The sequence below is a fragment of the Murinocardiopsis flavida genome (genome assembly GCF_003014485.1).
Taxonomy (GTDB): domain Bacteria; phylum Actinomycetota; class Actinomycetes; order Streptosporangiales; family Streptosporangiaceae; genus Murinocardiopsis; species Murinocardiopsis flavida.
Genome location: NZ_PYGA01000008.1, coordinates 1 through 20891 on the forward strand (window position 1 = coordinate 1; position 20891 = coordinate 20891).

Annotated in this window: 15 protein-coding genes; 11 read left to right on the plus strand and 4 right to left on the minus strand. The window is 72.5% G+C overall.

Annotated features, from left to right (window positions below; translation table 11 throughout):
* The first annotated feature begins 502 nt into the window (after positions 1-502).
* A complete protein-coding gene (locus CLV63_RS12655; protein ID WP_106583194.1) occupies positions 503-865 on the plus strand; it encodes a hypothetical protein in 363 nt (120 codons plus the stop codon).
* Between the two features lie 132 nt (positions 866-997).
* Here the strand turns inward: CLV63_RS12655 and CLV63_RS12660 are convergent, their stop codons facing one another.
* Positions 998-1972 carry a 4-hydroxy-3-methylbut-2-enyl diphosphate reductase gene (locus tag CLV63_RS12660; RefSeq protein ID WP_106583195.1) on the minus strand — a complete coding sequence of 325 codons (975 nt, stop codon included), beginning with the start codon at positions 1970-1972 and terminating at the stop codon, positions 998-1000.
* Positions 1973-2274: 302 nt separating this feature from the next.
* Here CLV63_RS12660 and CLV63_RS33200 point away from each other — a divergent pair, with 302 nt between their 5' ends.
* From CLV63_RS33200 to CLV63_RS12675, 3 genes are all read left to right on the plus strand, one after another.
* The gene (locus CLV63_RS33200; RefSeq protein WP_146165555.1) at positions 2275-3129 is read left to right on the plus strand and encodes a hypothetical protein; all 855 of its coding nucleotides are present in this window, start codon (positions 2275-2277) and stop codon (positions 3127-3129) included.
* Between the two features lie 79 nt (positions 3130-3208).
* Positions 3209-4441 carry an exodeoxyribonuclease VII large subunit gene (gene xseA / locus CLV63_RS12670; protein ID WP_106583196.1) on the plus strand — a complete coding sequence of 411 codons (1233 nt, stop codon included), beginning with the start codon at positions 3209-3211 and terminating at the stop codon, positions 4439-4441.
* Positions 4438-4737 (plus strand): exodeoxyribonuclease VII small subunit, encoded by a 300-nt coding sequence (locus CLV63_RS12675; RefSeq protein ID WP_106583197.1) that lies wholly within the window; start codon positions 4438-4440, stop codon positions 4735-4737. The genes xseA and CLV63_RS12675 overlap by 4 nt, the downstream gene beginning before the upstream one ends.
* Positions 4738-4783: 46 nt before the next feature.
* Here CLV63_RS12675 and CLV63_RS12680 read toward each other — a convergent pair whose 3' ends face one another.
* The 3 genes from CLV63_RS12680 to CLV63_RS12690 all read right to left on the minus strand — a co-directional run bounded on the left by CLV63_RS12680 (position 4784) and on the right by CLV63_RS12690 (position 7794).
* Positions 4784-5320, minus strand: coding sequence for a DUF6542 domain-containing protein (locus CLV63_RS12680; RefSeq protein ID WP_106583198.1), 537 nt, complete (start codon positions 5318-5320; stop codon positions 4784-4786).
* A gap of 32 nt (positions 5321-5352) precedes the next feature.
* On the minus strand, positions 5353-6714 hold the full coding sequence (locus tag CLV63_RS12685; RefSeq protein WP_106583199.1) for a DNA recombination protein RmuC: 1362 nt from the start codon (positions 6712-6714) through the stop codon (positions 5353-5355).
* A gap of 120 nt (positions 6715-6834) precedes the next feature.
* Positions 6835-7794, minus strand: a complete 960-nt coding sequence (locus tag CLV63_RS12690) for an FkbM family methyltransferase (protein WP_245928767.1) — start codon at positions 7792-7794, stop codon at positions 6835-6837.
* A 352-nt stretch (positions 7795-8146) separates the two neighbouring features.
* Here CLV63_RS12690 and ychF point away from each other — a divergent pair, with 352 nt between their 5' ends.
* From ychF to CLV63_RS12725, 7 genes are all read left to right on the plus strand, one after another.
* Positions 8147-9241: a redox-regulated ATPase YchF gene (ychF, locus tag CLV63_RS12695; RefSeq protein WP_106583201.1), complete on the plus strand. Its 1095-nt coding sequence runs from the start codon at positions 8147-8149 to the stop codon at positions 9239-9241.
* A 290-nt stretch (positions 9242-9531) separates the two neighbouring features.
* Positions 9532-10512: a conjugal transfer protein gene (locus CLV63_RS12700; protein ID WP_106583202.1), complete on the plus strand. Its 981-nt coding sequence runs from the start codon at positions 9532-9534 to the stop codon at positions 10510-10512.
* Positions 10513-10603: 91 nt separating this feature from the next.
* Positions 10604-10900 (plus strand): hypothetical protein, encoded by a 297-nt coding sequence (locus CLV63_RS12705; protein ID WP_106583203.1) that lies wholly within the window; start codon positions 10604-10606, stop codon positions 10898-10900.
* Positions 10901-10936: 36 nt separating this feature from the next.
* The gene (locus CLV63_RS12710; RefSeq protein ID WP_106583204.1) at positions 10937-14965 is read left to right on the plus strand and encodes a conjugal transfer protein; all 4029 of its coding nucleotides are present in this window, start codon (positions 10937-10939) and stop codon (positions 14963-14965) included.
* Positions 14966-15044: 79 nt separating this feature from the next.
* Complete coding sequence (locus CLV63_RS12715) at positions 15045-17717, plus strand: VirB4 family type IV secretion system protein (protein ID WP_245928768.1); 2673 nt, start codon at positions 15045-15047, stop codon at positions 17715-17717.
* Complete coding sequence (locus CLV63_RS12720) at positions 17714-20149, plus strand: type IV secretion system protein (protein ID WP_106583378.1); 2436 nt, start codon at positions 17714-17716, stop codon at positions 20147-20149. The genes CLV63_RS12715 and CLV63_RS12720 overlap by 4 nt, the downstream gene beginning before the upstream one ends.
* A 75-nt stretch (positions 20150-20224) precedes the next feature.
* Positions 20225-20860 carry a hypothetical protein gene (locus tag CLV63_RS12725; protein ID WP_106583205.1) on the plus strand — a complete coding sequence of 212 codons (636 nt, stop codon included), beginning with the start codon at positions 20225-20227 and terminating at the stop codon, positions 20858-20860.
* Positions 20861-20891: the final 31 nt, after the last annotated feature.

A 20891-nucleotide genomic window follows, 5' to 3' on the forward strand; every position in this document is an offset into this window, starting at 1 on the left:
GCCAGCGTGCGGCCCTCCGCTCTCCCGCCGCGTGCCGCTCCCGTGACCAGAACCCGCCACCCTCGCGGGGAACCCGCCCAGGAGCCGCCCCCGCCGCGCGCACCGCCCGAATCCGCCCGCATCCGCAGCGCCCCACGCCCGAGAAGCACCGGCCCGGACACTCACGGCCCCACCGACCCCGCCCGCCCGAGTGAATCCGACGGTTCCGCACCCCCATCCCCGCAGGCCAGCCCGCCGCACCCGCACCATTCCTGCGTCAACACCACGTCAACGAACGAGCCCCGACCACCCCGAAAAGGGCCGGATCAGACCGGACCAACCCGGAAAGCCTGAACAATTCACCCCATTAACCAGCGCAAACGTGAGCCGAGGTCAATAACTGTGACCGTTCCCATGCGTTTCAATGTGGGCCCTTAACGTTGCCTTAAATCCGCGGCGGGTAGACCTGGTTTCCAATGACGCACGCGCCGTAATGCGTCTTGAGACTGGAGTTGATCGAACCGTGCTCGACAATATTCTCGACTGGGTCAAGGGCCTCGTCGGCAGCGCCGCGGAACAGGGCGGCGACGCCGTCGCCGGTGCCACCGACGCCGCGCAGGGCGCCACCGGCGGCGCGGCCGACGAGTTCGTCGGCGCGGCCGGCGACCACTACGGCGGGCAGGTGGAGGAGGCCGCGACCGGCCTCCAGGACCAGGCCGCGGGCGTCCAGGAGCAGTTCGCCGACCCCGCTGCCGCCGCGCAGGAGCAGTTCGGCGAGCAGGTCGGCGAGGCGGGCCAGGCCGCCGACACAGCGGGCGAGGTCGTGCAGGACCCCGACGCCGCGGCGGCCGACGCACTGCGCGACCAGTTCGGCAACGAACGCTGACCGGACAACGCTGACCGAACAGCACTGACCGGACAGCGCCGACCGAACGGCGCTGTCCGAAACGTGCTGACCGCACGCAGCGGGGGCCGTACCGCACGAGCGGTACGGCCCCCGCGGTGCGCGGCGGCGGGGTCAGGTCACCTCGACCACCGGCAGCGAGCGCAGGTTCCGGCGCAGCTCCTTCGGGAGCGAGAACGTGAGGCTCTCCTGCGCGGTCTCGACCTCCTGCACGGTGTCGAACCCGTGCCCGGCGAGCCGGTCGAGCAGCGACTGGACGAGGAGGTCGGGCACCGACGCCCCGCTGGTGACACCCACCGTGCCGACACCGTCGAGCCAGGAGTCGTCCATCAGCGAGGCGTTGTCGATGAGGTGCGCGGCGCCGGCCCCGGCCTCGAGAGCCACCTCGACCAGCCGCACCGAGTTCGAGGAGTTGTCGGAGCCGACCACCACCACGAGGTCGCACTCGGGCGCCATGGCCTTCACCGCGTCCTGGCGGTTGGAGGTGGCGTAGCAGATGTCGTCGCTGGGCGGGTCGAGCAGGTTGGGGAACCGCTCGCGCAGCGCGTCGACGGTGGCGTTGGTCTCGTCGACCGACAGGGTGGTCTGCGAGAGCCACGACACGTTGTCGGGGTTGCGCACCTGGACCTTGTGGACCTCGTCGGGGCTCTCGACGATCTGGATGTGCTCGGGCGCCTCGCCGCTGGTGCCCTCGACCTCCTCGTGGCCGGTGTGGCCGATGAGGATGATGTCGCGGTCCTCGGCGGCGAACCGCTTGGCCTCCTTGTGGACCTTGGTGACCAGCGGGCAGGTGGCGTCGATGGTGGTGAGGTTCCGGCGCGCGGCCTCGTCGTGCACCATCGGCGAGACGCCGTGGGCCGAGAACACCACGATGGCGCCTTCGGGGACCTCGCCGGTCTCCTCGACGAAGACGGCCCCGCGCTCCTCCAGGGTGCGCACGACGTGCGTGTTGTGCACGATCTGCTTGCGCACGTAGATCGGCGCGCCGTACTGTTCGAGCGCCTTCTCGACGGTGACGACAGCGCGGTCGACTCCGGCGCAGTAGCCCCGGGGCTTGGCGAGCAGGACACGTCGGTTCGTCGCAGTCATGCCGCCAAGTCTAGGGGCCGTGTCCCCGTGCCGCTCCGGCTGTGACACGACCCACGGTGGCGGCGGCCGAGCAGGCTCCCGATAACACCGGGAACTCGCCTGTATACCGACCCGCCTACACATGGCGCTACGATCCGCTTCGGCGGGTATTAGTTCCCTTATTCTGGCTAACCTGCTTTAAGTAGCAGCCGCAATGTCAGCGGTACGTGCAAAAGGGGCGATTCGGTCAACCCCCCGACCGCCCCTGGGACGCGCCGCGGCGCCCCCTTCAGCACGCGAAGATCACAGGAGCCCCCAGTCCCATGTCGAACCCGACGATCGTCAGCAGGATCAGCGACGCGGTCAAGCGCGTCTTCGGTAAGCGCGGCCAAGACACCGCAGGCTCCGGCCAGAGCGGCGCCGCCGAGGCCCCCGTGACCGGCGCCACGGCGCCCGGGCCCGTGGGCGCCGCAGGAGAGGCCGGAACCGGTTCCACCGGAGCAGCGGCACCGGGTCCGGTCGGGGACGCCGACCCCACCTCCGCCGGGGCGGCGAAGAAGGCCGAGGACACCCGCAAGGCGGCGGCCGACGACGCCGCCGGCCCCGCCGAGGAGGAGGCCCGCGGCGTCCGCGAGGCCGCGGCCGAGGACGCCGCGGGCCCCGCCGCGTCCGAGGAGGTCGCCGCCGCCACCGAGACCGCGCCCGCCGTGGTCGAGGAGCCCGCGAAGAAGCCGGCGGCCAAGAAGGCCGCCGCGAAGAAGCCCGCGGCGAAGAAGACCGCGAAGCCCGCCGCGGACAAGCCGGCCGCCAAGACCGCCGCGAAGCCCGCGGCGGCCAAGGCCGCCGACGCGAAGGCCGAGCGCGAGGCGCTCGTCCCGCCGGAGGACGAGGCGACCATCGCCGAGGAGCTGAACGTCGCCGAGGCCAAGACCCAGGCCGCCGACCCCGAGCTGCTCGCGGAGATCCGCAAGGGCGAGATCCCCGGGTCCGCCGCCCTCGCCGTCCCCAACTACGACGAGGTGACCGTCGCCTCGATGCGGGCGCGGCTGCGCAAGCTCACCCTCGCTCAGGTGCGCGCGCTGCGCGCCTACGAGAAGGCCAACGCCGACCGCGAGCCGTTCGTGAAGATGTTCGACAACCGCATCGCGAAGATCGAAGCCGAGAACAGCGGGTCCTGACCCGCGGTCGCACCGCCGGGACCCGCCGCCGCGGCCGCCGACAGCGAAACGTCGGCGGCCTCCTCTAGGCTCGGGGACCATGGGTATGGAGAGCTCTCCGGAGGCGCCCCAGCCGGTCCGCGTGGTCATGCAGGCCGTCAGCGGCTGGATCGGGCGTCTCGGCCGCATCTGGGTCGAGGGCCAGATCGCCGAGCTGAACCGGCGGGGGAGCACCGCGTTCATCACGCTGCGCGACCCCGTCGCCAACGTCTCGGCGCGGGTGGTGTGCCCGGTCAGGGTCCTTGAGGCGGCCGGTTCGGTGCCCCAGGCCGGTGCGCGGGTCGTCATCCACGCCAAACCCGACTTCTACACCGCGCGCGGCACGTTCTCGCTCCTCGCGACCGAGATCCGGCACGTCGGCCTGGGCGAGCTGCTGGCGCGGCTCGAGCAGCTCCGCACCACGCTCGCCGCCGAGGGGCTCTTCGCCGAGTCCCGCAAGCGCGCCCTGCCGTTCCTGCCCGCGACCGTCGGCCTCGTCTGCGGGCGCGACTCCGCGGCGGAGCGCGACGTCCTGGAGAACGGCCGGCGGCGCTGGCCCGCGGTGCGGTTCGAGGTGCGCCAGGTCGCCGTCCAGGGCGACCGCTCCGTCGGCGAGGTCGTCGCCGCGCTCAAGGAGCTCGACTCCGACCCCTCGGTCGAGGTCATCGTGGTCGCGCGGGGCGGCGGCTCCCTGGAGGACCTGCTGCCGTTCTCCGACGAGGCCATGGTGCGCGCCGTCGCGGCCACCCGCACCCCCGTCGTCAGCGCCATCGGCCACGAGCAGGACAGCCCCCTGCTCGACCTGGTGGCCGACCTCCGCGCCTCCACCCCCACCGACGCAGCGAAGAAGGTCGTCCCCGACGTCGGCGAGCAGCTCGAACTGGTGCGCCAGCTGCGCGACCGCGGGCGCAGGGTGATCCAGGGCGGCATCGCGCGCGAGGAGTCCTGGGTGGCGGGCATGCGGTCCCGCCCGGTCCTCGCCAGCCCGCTGCGCGAGATCGACCGCCTCACCGAGCAGGTCACCGGCCTGCGCGACCGCGCCCGGCGGTGCGTCGCCGCCTCGCTCGACCGGGTCGGCGACGACCTCGCCCACACCCGCGCCCGGCTGCTCGCGCTCTCGCCGTCCACCACGTTGAAGCGGGGCTACGCCATCGTGCAGCGGTCCGACGGCGCGGTGGTCCGCAGCGCGGCAGAACCCGACCAGGGCGAGGAGCTGCGCGTGCGATTCGCCGAGGACAGCATCACCGTTACCGCCGGCGCGGCAGCCGGCGGCGAGGACGAGGGGGACACATGAGCGGCACGACCGCGAAGAACGCGAAGAAGACCGGGGGGACCGGGGGGACCGGTTCGGCGGAGGAGCCCGAGCCGGGCCCCGAGCTGAGCTACGAGGAGGCCCGCGAGGAGCTCGCCACCGTGGTGCGCACGCTCGAATCCGGCGGGTTGAGCCTCAAGGAGTCCCTCGCCCTGTGGGAGCGCGGCGAGAAGCTCGCCACCACCTGCGAGCAGTGGCTGGAGGGCGCCCGCGCGAAGCTCGCCGCGGCGATGGCGGCCGACGAACCGGGGGACGAGGACGGCCCCGCCCCGTTCTGAGCAGGCTCGGGTCTGAGCAGGCTCGGGGCGGCGGGCCCGCGGCGGGCTACTTCTGCGCGCGGCGCTGGGCGCGGCCGCTGAGCTCGTCGCTGAGGGCCCGCACGTTGCGCGGCAGGCCGCGGAACAGGGTGATCACCAGCACCAGCGCGGTGCCGGCGAACAGCCAGGGCGCCACGTCGGCGAGCCGGGTCGCCAGGCCGATCGCCACGCCGCGGGCGAACCCGTCGCTGCCGAGGGTCAGGACCCCTTCGGCGAGCAGGGCCGAGGCGAAGTACGCCAGCGGCGGGCTCACGCTCAGCGTGAGCAGGTCGGTCGAACGGACGAAGAACGCCGCCAGGGTGCACACCGCGACGAACGCGATCCCGTTCAGCATGGGCAGCGCGACCATGCTGTCGGCGAGCGCCGCCGCGAAGCCGACCATGACGATGATCAGGATCGCTCCGCGCGCGGTGAGGCGCAGCGGGGCGGTCGACGGTGCCGGACCGCGAGCCGAGGACCCGGGTCCGGCCGGTCTGCGCTGCCGCCGGGCGAGCCGGTGCGGCTGGTTCGGGTCGCGCGGCCCATCGGCGTCGCGCGGCGTCATCGCTGGTCGCTCCCTAGTGCTACTCACAGCAATCAGTATTTCACTGTCTGTGAAAAATCTGTCTCTCTCTGGGGTGTCGTGTCGCCTTTGCGGTCATCGTTATCATCGTCGAACGCATTTCCGTAAAGTGCGACGCGCGGGTCGCCGCCCCCGGTTCCCGGCCCGCTCTCACCGGGATCCGTGACGAGTTCGGGCGCCGCCAGCGGGCGGGCCTGCTCCTCGACGCCCTTGGGCGCTTCGAGGTCGCCGTCGACCAGGCCCAGCTCGCCGAACCGGCGCGCCGTGACCAGCACCCGCCCTTCGAGTGAGCCGACGGTCTGGTTGTAGGCGGTGACGGTGCGCGAGAGCGCCCGGCCGAGGCCGTCGACGTGCCCGCCGAGGGTCGCCAGCCGCGCGTGCAACTGCTTGCCCAGTTCGAACACCGCGCGCGCGTTCTCGCTGAGCGCCTCCTGCTGCCATGCGTACTGCGCGGTCCGTAGGAGCGAGATAAGGGTCGTCGGCGTGGCGATGTGGACGCGGCGGCCCATGGCGTACTCCAGCAGCCCCGGGTCGCGCTCCAGCGCGGGGGCGAGGAACGCCTCGCCGGGGATGAACAGCACCACGAACTCCGGGGCGGGGCTGAACGCCGCCCAGTAGGACTTCGCGGCGAGCTGGTCGACGTGCGTGCGCACGTGCCGGGCGTGCGCGGTGAGCCGGTCGCCGCGCAGCCCGTCGTCGTCGGACTCCACCGCCTCCAGGTAGGCGGCGAGCGACACCTTCGAGTCCACGACGATGTTCTTCCCGCCGGCCAGGCGCACCACCATGTCGGGGCGCTGGGTGCCGCCGCCCGCCGCAGCGGTGGCCTGCTCGTCAAAGTCGCAGTAGGACGCCATCCCCGCCAGCTCGGCGACCCTGCGCAGCTGGAGTTCGCCCCAGCGCCCCCGCGCCTCGGGGCGGCGCAGCGCGGTCACCAGCGCACGGGTCTGGTCGCCGAGCCGGTCGGAGCCCTCGCGCACCATGTCCACCTGCTTGGCGAGCTCGGCGTGCGCCGATCGGCGGCCTGCGTCGACCTCGCGGAGCTGCGTCTCCACCCGCGCCAGCGTCTCCTTCAAGGGGGCGACGAGGTGCTCGACGGCCTGGCGGCGCTGCTCCATGTCGTTGCCCGCCTCCGCGCCGACGGCGCGCATGCGCCCCTCGGCGAGTTCGAGGAAGCGCTGGTTGGTGTCGTCGAGGGCCTGGAGCGACACCGACCGGAAGCGCTCGGTGAGCTGCTCCTCGATGTAGGCGGCGCGGTCGTCGGCGGCGCGTGCGTGCGCGCGGGCCTCAGCGGTGCGGCTGCGCGCCAGGAGCCAGCCGAGCACCGCCCCGACCGCGATCCCCACGAACAGCACCAGAATCACATTCAACGCGTCCATAGCCGCCCATGCTCTCAATCCGCGGCGGAAGGGGCGTTCCCGACGCGCGCACGAACCCGATTCGCTCTTCTGCGGGGCGGCCGGACCGGAACCGGCGGCCCCGCAACGGGCGATCCGCCGTCAGGCCGCGGGGCCGCAGGCGTCGATGGCGGCCCGCCACTCGTCGGCCGCGGTCCAGAACCGGTCGCTCGGCGGCTCCGGCGCGAACATCCACATGCGGTCGCCGGTGTCGGCGCCGCGGCCCTCGATGGCGGTGCGCTCGGGGTGCGGCGGTCGGCCGCTGAGGTGGTACCAGCCGTAGTCCAGCGGCTCCAGCAGCGCCATGAGCCGCTCGCCGCCGCCCCGGTGCGGCAGGACCTCGCAGAACACCCACGGGCGGTACCGGCGCAGCACCTCCAGGCCGCCCGCGATCACATCGGGCTCGGTGGTCTCGGTGTCGATCTTGACGACCGACGGCGCCACCTTGGCGTGCTCCTGCCAGTGGGCGAGGGTGTCGACGGGGACGGGGAGCCGGCCCAGCTCCCTGCGGAAGCCGGCCGCCAGCGAGTTGGACGCGTCGGTGGTGGCCGACAGCCGCAGGGACGCCGTGCCCGTGTGGTTGCTCAGCGCCAATTCGGTCACCCGGATGTCGAGCCGGTTCGCCGCGGCGATGGCGCGCGCCGCGGCCGCCACATCGGGGGTGGGCTCGAAGGCGTGCACCGAGCGGCGGCTCCGCGACGCCGCGAGCAGCGAGTACACCCCGACGTTCGCGCCGACGTCGAGAACGGCGCCGGGGCGCGCGGTGTCGAGCGCCGCGAGGAAGCAGGCCAGCGTCTCGGGCTCGTATCCGGCCAGGCCCGCGCGCTGCAACCGCCGCGGCACCCAGTAGTCGCCGGACAGCGAGATGTCGAGCGACTCGGGCCCGGCCGCGGGCGCCCCCGCCCGCCGCGGCAGCCGGAGGTCGAACCGGCGCACGCGCGGCGGGACGCGCTTGCGGTCGATCCCGCCCAGGACGGGCGGTAGGTGGACGCGGATGCGCCGGGCCGCGTGCCGCACTGTCGGGTGCCGCCGCACGAACGCGCGGACCTGCTCACTGACCACGATGAACTCCCACTCCCTGCGATGCCGTGTCTCCCCGGGACGGGCGCCCCTCGGCGGCGCCGGGTGCATCAGGGGCGCAGCGCACGCCCCCCGCGCCGACCCGCCGTGGTCCGCGGGCGCGGGCCTCCCAACCCGCACCACGCGACTGCGGGGCGCTCCCGTCCCGCTGCGGTGCGTGATCGACGCTACTGCCCCGGGTCCGCCGCGCGCAGGCCAATTCAGTCAGACATCATCCATGTGTCACGAAACGTCTCCTCCGCCGATTCCGGCCGAACACCGGAACGGCGCGGCGGCGGCGATCCCGCGCCATGGCGGGAGGACCGGGGGCGGCGACCGCCTAGACTCACAGGCTGTGAGTCTGTCTATCGGAATCGTCGGACTGCCCAATGTCGGCAAGTCCACGCTGTTCAACGCCCTGACCAAGAACGACGCTCTGGCCGCGAACTACCCGTTCGCCACCATCGAGCCCAACGTCGGCGTCGTGGGGGTGCCCGACCCCCGCCTCGCCGCGCTCGCCGAGATCCACGGTTCCGCCAAGGTGCTGCCCGCCACCGTGACCTTCGTCGACATCGCGGGGATCGTGCGCGGCGCGTCCGAGGGCGAGGGGCTCGGCAACCAGTTCCTCGCCAACATCCGCGAGACCGACGCCATCTGCCAGGTCATCCGCGCCTTCGAGGACGCCGACGTCACCCACGTCGACGGCGACGTGGAGCCCTCGCGCGACATCGAGACCATCAACACCGAACTGATCCTGGCCGACCTCCAGACCCTGGAGAAGGCGGTGCCGCGGCTCGCCAAGGACGCCAGGATCAACGCCAAGGACAAGGACGCCAAGGCGCGCGCCGCGGCGGCCGAGGCCGCCCAGGAGGTCCTGAACTCCGGGCGGCCGCTGTCCACCGGCGGCCCCGCGGCGGGGATCGACCTCGCGCTGCTCCGCGAACTGAACCTCATGACGGTGAAGCCGTTCCTCTACGTCTTCAACCTCGACACCGACGAGCTCGGCGACGCCGCGCTGCGCGCCAAGCTCGCCGATCTGGTCGCGCCGGCCGAGGCCGTGTTCCTCGACGCCAAGATCGAGGCGGAGCTCGCCGAACTCGACGACGGCGAGGCGATGGAGCTGCTGGAGTCCCTGGGCCAGAGCGAGTCGGGGCTCAGCCAGCTCGCCAGGGTCGGCTTCGCGACCCTCGGCCTCCAGACCTACCTCACGGCCGGCCCCAAGGAGTCGCGGGCGTGGACCATCCCGAAGGGCGCCACGGCGCCCGAGGCCGCCGGGGTCATCCACACCGACTTCCAGCGGGGGTTCATCAAGGCCGAGGTCGTCTCGTACGACGACCTGGTGGCAGCGGGCACCATGCAGGCGGCCAAGGCCGCGGGCAAGGTGCGCATCGAGGGCAAGGACTACGTCATGCACGACGGGGACGTCGTGGAGTTCCGGTTCAACGTGTAATCCATCATGGATTCGCCACACTCGACTGTCCCCATGGCAAGAGGACAGTTTCCGGATAACCAGATCAACCCGCTTGACCTCGCCAAATCCCGCCGTTTGGGAGTGAATTACCCGGTCATGGGGCTTTGGGGGCATCGGGCACCGGGTAAGAGCAGCAGGTCGGGAAGAAACACGTTCGTGCAATGACCGCGTACATCCTGCTTAATGCCGCACCATAGGGATGGGGTAGACATGCGTCGCAGGGACGCGGTCGCCCGCGATGGGCGTGCTCGGGTGTTGATGGAGGCGTAATGGCTCGCAAGTCGACCGCGCGGCGCGGCGGTGTCTCGGATGAGGCGACCACCGCACCGGAGGCGGCCGATCACCACGAGGCCGAACCGGTGGGCCCCCGACCCCGGCGACAGCCCCGCTCCGGAGCGGGCGGACGGTGGTGGGTGTGGCTCGGCCGCGCCGTGCTCTGGGCGTTCATCATCGTGGTGCTGTTCAACGGCATATGGCTGCCGTTCCGGTCGTCCTTCGCCGAGCCGTCCGCCGGGGGCCCCGCTCCCGCCGACAAGCCGGAGTTCCCCGAGACCGCCGCGGCGGCGTTCGCGCTGCGGTTCGGCGAGGCCTACCTGAATCCCAAGGAGGGCCAGAAGCGCGACGAAGCCCTCGCGCAGTTCCTGCCCGAGGGCCGAGGCTCCAGCCTCGACCTCGCCGGAACCGGCCTGACCGGCAAGAACATCGAGGTGTTCGGTGTCGACGCCAAGGACGCCAACAACGCCGTCGTCACCCTCAGCGCCGACGTCAACAGCAAGCCCATGAGCCTCGACGTCCCGGTCTACGCCGCGGACGGCGGCGGCTCCCTCGTCCTCTCGGGCGAGCCGGCGCTGCTCGCGGCGCCCGCAAAGGCCGAACTCCCCGACGGCGAGGACATGCGCACCGACGCCGATGCGCGCGCCACGCTGGAGCCGTTCCTCGAAGGGTTCTTCGAGGCGTACGCCCAGACCCCCGAGCACCTCGGCCGCTACTTCGCAGAGGGCGCGCAGATCGCCTCCCTCCCCAAGGACGCAGTGCGCTTCGGCGAGCTGCGCGACGTCGTCGTCCCCGAGGCGCCCGCCTCCGGCGACGACGTCCGCGAGGTCCGCGCCACCGTGGTCTGGACCCTGCCCGGCGACAATGGGGCCGCCCCCGCCCAGCTCACCCAGAGCTACCTGGTGACCGTCGAGCAGACGGGCGGCGACTGGTCGGTGCGCGACCTTCGAGGGGCCCCCAACTCGTTCGGCACATGATGACCGGGAGCACCCACCGCGACCCGGCCCGAGCAAGGAGACGTGAAGGACCATGCAGTTCAGACCTGAGCACCGGGAAGGCGGTGGCTGAATGCTCCCCCTGCTGAACGACGCCGCCGACGCCGCCACCGCGGTCGTCCTCGCCACATCGGAGGACGCCCCCAACACGGAGGGCCTCGCCGAATGGCTGCGGGGCTTCTTCGGCCCGCTGTTCCTGGTGATCGTCTCGATCGTCGCGATCTTCTTCCTGTTCACCAGGGAGATCACCAGGTTCGCGCAGTTCATCATCCTGGCGATCTTCATCGGGATCGTGTTCTACGTGCCCGGCATCATCGAGACCATCGCCGTCGCCATCGCCCGTGCGATGGGTGTGGAGACCCCCGAGTAGCGCGAACCGAGTGCCGAGTTAGGAGGGTCGTACAGCGTGGACCTGCCCACGTACACCAAGATCTGGCGTATCGAGAAGCGGCTGTACAAGCTGTACGACTTCCGGCTGCCCATGCCGCTGCCCCTCGTCACGTTCAGCGTGTGGCTGGGCGTGACCGTGGTGTGGATGCTCCTCATGAGCCTGCTCGGGGTGCCTTTCGCGACACCGTGGCACGTCCTGTGGATCGTCCCGCCCATGGTCATCGCGTTCTTCGCGACCCGGCCCGTCGTCGAGGGCAAGCGGCTCACCGAACTCGTCTTCTCCCAGGGCCGCTACCTCGCCGAGGCCCGCGTCTACACGCGCCTCACACCCGAACGCGAACCCCGGGTGATCCTCGTGGGCGTCCGGGTGTGGCACCGCGACCCCGCGGCGGGGCCGCTGCCGCTCACCGCCACCGCGCAGAAGCAGCAGTCCCGCGCGGCGAAGGCCGCCGACCGCGAGCGCAAGCGCGCCCTGCGTCCGGCGAAGGCGCGCACGGCACTCGCGTCCCCGCCCTCGGCGCCGGAACCCGCACCCACCCGTTCCGCACCGGCCCGGTCCGAACGCGACACCGACCGGCCCGGCCTGCGGGCGGCGCCCCGCGCGGCGCTCAATTACCTCGGTTTCGGCCTGCCCAAGACCGCCAAGCAGTCCACACCCGCATCGGGCACCCCCGCCGCCGAACGCCGGGAGCTCGGTACGGCCAAGCGCCGCGAGCACGCGCCCAGCAGGCTGAGCTGGGGGCCCGAGCGCGAGCACGCGCGCGGCGGCAACGGCGCCGAGGCCGGGGCCGCGCGCGGCACCGAGACCGCCGAGGACGCCGACACCGGCAGCGGGGAGTGGCTGACCTCCCTGCGGACCTCCTCCGGCGAGACCCCGTGGCCCCTGGCGTCCAAGCACTCCCACGAGCACTCCCACGAGCACGCGGCCGCCGCTCCGCCCGCAGTCGAGAGCAAGGCCGCGCGGCGCCGCGCCGAGGAGATCATGGCGGCCCCCGACCCCGAGGCGGCGGGGTGGCGCGTGGGGGAGCGTGCGCCGACCGCGGAGCAGGAGCGGGTCGAGCACCGGCGCGCACTGGAGCAGGCGGCCGACACCGGAGCCCCCGAGGCGGCGCGGGAGGCGGCCCCGGACCCCGGCGCGGCCGAGGGCAGTAAGCGGCTGCGCGGCCGGTCGCAGGGCCGCGAGGTCGCCCGCCGGCTCGAACACGAACGCGAGGCGGTCCGCCACGAAGCCCCGCCGCCCCCGGCGAAGGCCCAGGGCCGGGGCGCTCCGGCGACCGAGGGCGACCCGCACGCCCGGTCGGCCGCGCCGCGCCGCCGCCCGCACGCCGCGCCCTGGAACCTGCCTGCGGCGGGGCCCGCCGCCGCACAATCCGGCGCGGTCGACACCGGCGCCGACGAGGCGGTCGCGGCACGGCCGGCCGGCGGCAGCGGACACGACGACCCCGAGATCACCGCGGCGTCGTTCGCAGCGGAGTCCCTGGCCTACGTCGACGGCCCGGCCGCCGCCGAGCCCACGGAGCCTGCGGGCGCAGCGGAGTCCAAGGGGACAGAGGAGCCCAAGGGGGCCGAGGAGGCCGCTGAGGGGGCTGCCGAGGAGGCCAAGGAGCCAGAGAGGGCCGGGGAGCCCGCGGAGACCGCCAGGGCCGGGGACGCCGAGGGGCCCGAGGGGATCGGGGAGTCCGAGAGGGCCGAGGAGTCCAAGGGAGGGGAGCCAAAGGGAGCCGAAGGGGCCGAAGGGGCCGCGCCCGCAGTGCCTACGGCCGAACACCACCCCGACGACGCGAAACCGGCACTCGAACTCGACCACGGCACTGGTGAGCACGAGAGCTTCAGCGACTCCGGCGGCCCCGACTCCCCGGTGGTCCGGCGGCCGACTTTGGCCGAGATCGAGGCCGCCGAGCAGGCCGCGTTCGCCGCCCGCCGTCCCCGGGCCGCCCGCCCGGGACAGCCCGGGGTAGAGGAGCCCGCATCGGACGCTGCGGCGGCCGGTGCAGTGGCCGCCGCGTCGGCCCACGAGGCTGCTGCGGTGCCGAACGCCGCCGAGGTGCCGGGTGACCGCGGTGACGGCCCCGCCGCGCCCCAGGAGGCGGCTGAGAGCCGCACAGTGCCCACCGCCGACGCTCCGGTTCGGCCCGCCGCCGATGACAGCGAGACGGCCGCCGACAGCGAAGCGGCCCCGCCCGTCCCGGCAGCGGCGGAGGGCGAGGACGCACTCGGCGACGCCGCGACGACGGAGCCGGAGCAGGCCGCGGCAGAGCCGACAGAGGCGACCGCGGAAACGGGCACGGAGCCGAGCGCAGAGTCGGGCACCGACACAGGTGGCGACCTCCTCGCGGCCCCTGCCGCCGACCCGGACGGTGCGGCGGATGCGGCGCAGGCGTTGGACGCCGAGGCGGCCGACCCCGGCGCGGAGGACGCCGACGAGTCGGCGGCGTCCGGTCCCGCCGCTCCCGAGGTGGCCGCGCCGATCGCCCCCGCCGCCTCCACTGCCGCCGCGCCGATCGTGCCCGCTGTCCCCGCCGTCGCCGCGCCGATCGCCCCCGCTGTCCCGGCGCCCCCCGACCCGGTCGTCCCCGCTGCTGCCACCGAGCAGCCCGACGCGGCCGGCGCCGCCGATGGCACGTCCGACGACGCGCCCGCCGCCCCCGCGGCCGCCGCGGACGTCGATACGCAGCCCCACCCCGCTCCCACCGGGCCGCCGCGTTCGAACCGGCTGTCGCGGAGCATGCGGTCCAACGGGCCCGCCACACCGGGCGAGCCGGCGAAGGCCAAGCGCGCGCCGACCCACGCCGAACGTCCCGGCGGCGCCCCCGCGCCGAAGCGCGACACCGCCCCGCCGTCCCGGCCCGTGCGGCGCACCCGGCCGGTCGAGGTCGAGGCGGGCGACGACAGCGTCTTCACCCGGGTTGCGCAGAACGCGCGGCGCCTCGGGCAGTTGTTCACCCCGGCGGGCGGGGTGCCCGCGCCGAAGGACGACACCGAGAAGCCCGCCCCGGCCGCAAAGCCCGACCTGCAACTCGACCACGGCACCGGCGAGCACGACGCCCTCACGGCGACCCCGGAGCGGCGGCCCGACCGCCCGGCGCGGGCCGCGACGCCAGCCCCGGCCCGCCCCGTTCCGGAGCCGGCCGACGAGCCCGCCGCGCCCCCCGACAGCGGGGCCACCCGCGGCTGGCGCCGCCTCGCCCGTGTGGTCACCGGCGGCAACGCGTCCGCCGCCGCCAAGACGGACGTCCCCGAAGCCGACATCCGGCGGCTGCGCACCGAGTTCACCGGAACGCGCCGGATCATCGTGCTGGGCTGCACAGGCGGAGCGGGGCAGAGCATGACAGCGCTGATGCTCGGCCACACCCTCGCCGCCCACCGCGACCAGCGGGTCGTCGCCGTCGACGTCAACCCCGGCGGCGCCGGGCTGTCGCGGCGCATCCGCACCGAGACGACCGAGACTCTCACCTCGCTGTTCGCCAACGCCGAGCGCATCCAGGGGTACGCGGGGATGCGCGGGTACACGTCGCAGTCGCCCAGCGGGCTCGAAGTGGTCACCACCCTGGACGATCCGTACGTGCAGACCCTCGACGACCGCGACTACGTGGGGCTCGCGCAGCTGCTGGAGCGGCACTACGAGATCACCCTGCTCGACCCGGCGGCGCCCGGTGTCGCCCGGGCGCTGCCCATCGCCGACGCGCTCGTCCTCGTGGCCCCCGCGAACGCCGACGCGGCGCGGGCGGTCGCCATGACCTTCGAGTGGCTCGACGGGCACGGGTACGCGAACCTGCGGGCGAAGTCCGTTGTCGTGGTGAACGGGGTGAGCCGCCGCAGCCTCGCCGACGTCGACGCGGCGGAGCAGGTCGCCCGGGGCCGCTGCCGGGCGATCGCCCGGGTGCCGTGGGACGACCACCTCGCATCGGCGCGCGCGGTGATCGACGTCAGCGCGCTGCGCCCCACCACCCGCCGGGCCCATGCCGCCCTCGGCGGGGTACTGGCCGGCGGATTCGCGGCAGGCCCGACCCCGGGAACCCGGGTGACATCGGAGGCCCGCCGATGACCCGGCGCACCCGGACCCGTCCGCCGCCGACCACCGTCACGACGCACGCCACAACGACGCTCCAGCCGGAGGACACCCAATGAACGGCACCACGGGGGCGAGCCGCCTCGCGGTCCGCTACTTCGACGACCGCGTCCTGCTCAGCGACACCGAAGCGTGGGCGTACTTCCGGCTGCCCACCATCAACTACGAGTTCTCCACGCCCGAGGACCGCGAGACCCTCGCCACCAACATCACCATCGCGCTCGCCGCGATCAGGATGAACGACGCCGAAGTGCACCTGCGCGTCGCGCACCGCACCTACCCTGCCGCGGCGTGGGCGACCAAGCTCGACGACACCTCCGACTCCGGGCCGGGCTGGTACGACTACCTCGACGAGATGTACCGCCATGTGTGGGCGAAGGACTTCTGGTCGAAGGAGATCTACCTGGGGGTGCGGCTGGGGCAGAGGGGGGTTCGCGCGCAGCTCACCGGCGGCGTCTTCGCCCAGCTCTTCACCGCCTACCAGCGCACAGAGCAGATCCTCGGCCTTGAGGACGACGCGATCGACCCCAAGGAGATCTCCCGCTGGACCGAGCAGGCCGAACGCCTCGGCCGCGCGCTCGCGGCGAGCGCGCTGCACGCCCGGCACGCGTCATCGACCCAGCTCGCTTGGCTCATCCGGCACGCGGTCACCGGCGCCATCGAGGAACCCCGCCGCTCCGCTGCGGGGCGGCGAACCTGGGGCAAGGGCGAGATCGAAGGGCTGGTCGAGGGCACCGTCCACAACGGTCGCTCGCTGCTGCGCCTGGAGCAGCCCGGCGGCGACAACTACGTCGCCTACCTGTCGTTCTCGCGGTTCCCCGACCTCATGCCGTTCCCCGACGGCGAGCCCTGGCTGCACTACGCCGACGCGCTCCCGTTCCCCGTCGAGGTGTCCCTGCGCATGAAGCTGGTGCCGCCCGCCAAGGCCAGCAAGGACGTCGGACGCAAGCTCGCGCACGCCCGCGACATGGACGCGCACATCCGCGAGGCCGGGGTGGAGGCCCCGCTGGACCTCGCCGAGCAGATCGACGCGGCCCGGCTGCTGGAGCACGGCATCACCAAGGAGCGGCTGCCGTTCGTGTACGGCTGGCACCGGCTCATGGTGTCGGCGCACACCGAGGAGCTGCTCGTGCAGCGGGTCGAAGCGGTCGTGGAGCACTACCGCGACATCGGCATCGACATCGTCAACTCCACCGGCGACCAGTTCTCCCTGTTCTGCGAGTCGCTGCCCGGCGACCGCATCCGCCTCAACGCCTACGTGCAGCGCCAACCGCTGCGCACCATCGCCGGCGGCATGCCCGTCGCAACGGTCGACCTGGGCGACCGCAGCGACTCCTCCGCATCGGGGTGGATCGGCCCCTACATCGGCGAGACCCTGGGGCGGGCGCGGTCCATCGTCCACTTCGACCCGATGGTGGCGGCCGCCCGCAACCGGCCCACCGCCATCGCCATCACCGGCGAACCCGGCGGCGGGAAGACAACGCTGGCGCTGCTGCTCATCTACCAGCTCGCGCTGCGCGGGGTGACCGTCGCAGCCATCGACCCCAAGGGCGACGCCGAATCCCTGGTGCGGCTGCTGCAACGGCGCGGCCGCAAGGCGCGCATCATGTCCATGGCGTCGGCCGAACCGGGCCTCCTCGACCCGTTCGCGTTCGGCGACGACCTCGCCACCAAGAAGACCATGGCGACCGAAACCCTGCGGCTGCTCCTGCCCCGCATGAGCGAGGAACGCGAATCCGCCATGATCCAGGCGGTGGCGGCCGTCGCCAACCAGCCGCGGCCCAGCCTCGACAAGGTCGTCGCCTACCTGGAGTCGTCGCACGACCCGGCGTCCAGGAACCTGGGGGCCGTGCTGCGGTCCATGTCGGAGATGCGGCTCGCCGGGCTGTGCTTCGACCCCCAAGGCGAAGCGCAGATCGACACCGAGAGCTGGACCACGGTGTTCACCCTCGGCGGGCTGACCCTGCCCGACTCCACCATCCAGCGCGAGGACTACAGCTACGAGCAGCGGCTCAGTGTGGCGCTGCTGTACCTGGTCAGCCAGTTCGCCCGGCGGCTGATGAACGGCCTCGACCGGCACCTGCCCAAGGCCATCTTCCTCGACGAGGCGTGGGCCATCACCTCCACACCGGAAGGCGCGAAACTCGTCCCGGAGGTGTCGCGCATGGGGCGCTCGCGCAACACCGCGCTGATCCTCGTCAGCCAGAACGCCGGCGACCTGCTGAACGAGCAGGTCACCAACTGCCTGTCGAGCGTGTTCGCGTTCCGGTCGTCGGAGCGGGTCGAGGTCGACAGCGTGATGGCACTCCTCGGCGTCGAGGCGTCCGAAGAGCACGGGGCGGCGCTGCGCAACCTCGGCAACGGCGAGTGCATCTTCCGCGACCTCGACGGCAGGGCCGGCCGGATCGCGGTGGACCTCGTCTCCGAAGAACTCCTGGCCTGGCTCGACACCAACCCCACACGGCAGCGTCCCGACGACGCCGAGCACGGCGACCACGGCGGGCACCGCGACCACGCGGACGACGACCCGCACGGAGGCGACCCGCACGGAGGCGACCCGCACGGAGGCGTCCCACCGGAAGCGTCCGGCGGCGCACTGGTGGGGACCGGAAGCGGCGGCGGCGCCGCATCCAGACCGGCCGGCTCGGGCGGTGCCCCAGCAGGGGGGCGCCGAACCGCCCGCGAACCGCACGACACCCGGGGACCAGGTCAGGAGCTGCACGGATGACCAGACACCGACTGGCCGACACCGTTGAGTCCCCTGAGCGGCCTGAGCCGCCTGAGCCACCGGCCCCGCCCCCGCGGCGGCCGAACACCCTGTCCCGGCGCCTGCGGCGCGGGGTGCTCCTCGCGGTGATGATGCTGGGCTTCCTGCTCGTCCCGATGGGATCCAGCTACGCGGCCACCGTCCCCGGCTGCGAGGGCGAACCGGCACCCCTCCCCGAGGCTGCGGGCAGCGGCGCCGACGGGCTGCTGGTGCCACCGCAGTCGGCCGCCTCGACCGCGGCATCGCCCGACAACCTGCCGCCCGATTCGAGCCTTTACGGGCAGTACGGGACCTCCGGGCAGCAATGGCACGTCATCCGGGAGTCGTGCGTCGACAAGCTGGGAACAAGCGCCGTAGCGACCCTGAGCAACACGGCGTGGGACCTCTCGAAGACCATCAACCAGTCGACCATCACGGTCTACCAGGCGGCGACGTCCGACGGGCTCCTCGACAATTTCAACCGCCTCGTCGAGAACGTGATCAACGAGCTCCGCGGGGGGATCTGGCAGCCACTCCTGCCGACGGTGGTCATCCTCGGCGCGATCTGGCTCGGCTGGTTCGGCCTGGTCCGAAAGCGCGTCACCCTCACGGTCGAAAGCTCCGTGTGGATGGTGCTCGCCATGACGCTCGGCATCTGGATCCTCGTCAATCCCGGGCAGATCCTCGGCTACGCGAGCACTGCTGTGAATTCCGGTGGCCAACTGGTCAATTCCGCCGTCTCGAAGATCTCCGTCCCGGGTGTTTCGGACAACTGCCCGACCGGGGCTCCCGGGATCGAGAAGGCGGCGTGGGAGAGCGACAGCGAGTTCGCCGTCAGGAAGAACTCCCAGATGCTGTGGTCCGGGCTCGTGTGCCGACCGTGGATGGCAGGGGAGTTCGGGACCGGCCCCGTGGCCGACATCGCCGCCGAGCAGCACGGCGTCGCCCTGCTGGGTGCCCAGGGCGTGAGCAGGGTGGAACTCCAAGAGGTCGCGGACGGCGACGTCGACTCGGAGGACCTGTACAAGCAGAAGCAGGACGACTACGAAGAGATCGCGGCCGACATCGAGAACACCTATCCAGAGGTCTATCCGCTGTTCGACGGATCGCAGCAGGGGAGCCGGCTGGGCGTCGCCACGCTCGCCCTCTTCGCCTCGGTGTTCGCGGGCGGGCTGATCCTGGCGGGGGCGGTCGCTCTGATCGTTCTCAAGATCGGTTTCCTGCTGCTGCTGCTCCTGTCGCCCATATTCCTGCTGATCGGCATCCATCCGGGGTATGGGCGGACGGTGCTCCTGCGGTGGCTGGAGATGATGATCGGCCTGCTGCTCAAGCAGATCTTCGTCGTCCTCCTCATCTCCCTCTTGGTGATGTGCTACGGGCTCGTCATGGCGTCCGGTCTCGGCTGGGGGCTGCAAATGATCCTGCTGGCGCTCTTCACCGTTGCGTTGTTCATCTACCGGAAGCCGTTCGCTCACCTCTTCGCGTCCGTGAATGCGAACACCTTCACGTCGCGCATGGTCAATGACGCTATGACCAGCAATGTTCTCGGGAAGAGCGCAAACGTGCTGCCCCCGGTCGCGTATATGCGCGCGCAGCGCTGGGGGCTGCGGCGCGCCCCGCAGCTCGCGACAGCGGCCGGTGGAGTGCCCGCCGGCGGTGGTGGAGTCGACCCCGGTGAAACTGCGCCGGGGATGTCGGGAGCGGCCGCGCCCGACACCGGCGAGCACGAGGGCGCATCGGTCCGGGGCGAGACGGGCCGGGTGCGCGGCAGGGCGGGCTACGGCCCGGTGCAGTCGAAGACCGCGCCGCCGCCGTTGCGACTCGGGCAGGCGGCGTCGGCCGCCCCGGAGCGGCCGCAAGGCGCCCCGACCCCGCGCAGTTCCGCGCAGGCGCCACGGCTCGGCGAGTCGATGGCGGCGAGTGGTGGACTCGGCGGCCGGTCCGCTGCCGCCCCGGCCCGGGGAGCGATACCGCCGCGGCCTGCTGGGGGGTACACCGGCGTGGGGGACACCGGGTGGTCGTCGGTGTTCGGGGCCACGGGCCGCGGCCCGCAACCCGCATCGGGCGGGGGCGGCAATTCCTCCGGGGGCGGTCCTGCCGACGAATCGCGGCCCGCGCCGAGTACCGGCCGGGGCATCTTCAATGGGCGGTCGGAGACGCCACCGCAGGGGAACACCATCCCGAAGGGCTCCCGATGGGGCGGCGCACCTCAGCGCCGCGACAGGCCCGCACCTCCGCCGCGCGCACCCCGACCCGCGCCGACAGGCCGCATGGAGAAGGCGGGGAACTGGTTCAAATCCGAAGGCGGCAGCCGCAAGGACCAGCCGATGAGCCCCTTCTGGACCGAGAACGGCGGCCAGCAGCGCCGGAACGGCAGGCGCGACATCCCATTCTGGCTCAGAGACGAGGACTGACCCCGAATTCCCGACCAGCACCCGCACCCTGTTCCACCGAGGCAGCACCTCCGATCAGAATAGGCACCCCCTGACATGCCAAAACCCCTCTCGGATACGGCCCAGCGACTGGTGTTCGGCACACTGGTCGTGGCGCTGGTCGCCTTCGGTATCTATCTGAGCCTTGGGGGATTCAACGGCGGCGGCCCGGGGGATGGTGCCGGCCAGGATCGCGAGTCGGCGGGAGGCGGCGCGGGCGCGGCGTCGCCGAGTCCGATTCCCACGGCCGACACCGAGGACATGAAGGTGCTCGATTGGTTGCCGTTCGAGGAATCCGAACTGAAGTCGGCGGCTGCCGTCGCCCAGGAATTCGCGTCAGCATACGGAACCATCGACTACCAGACACCGAAAGAGGACTACCAGTCGAAACTGGAGTCGCTTGCCGCCAAGGACTACGCCAAGACCCTCGCCAGGAGCTCGGGAGCATCGGCGCTCTGGGGGGAGAAGGCGAAGGAGAAGACCGTCTCCGAGGGCCGGGCGGACGTCCGGTCCATTCGCAGCTTCGACGACAAGTCGGTCGTCTTCGTCGTGAAAGCGCAGTCCATAAGTGCGAGCGAAAGTGGAGAGACCGAGGAACTCGGCGATTTCGCGGTGACCGTCATCGACGAGGGCGGCCAGTGGAAGGTCTACGACTTCCAACCCGCTGATGCGGCGAATCTGGGAGATGGCTGATGTGCGCTGACCTGTGCGGCATGGGTTGAGG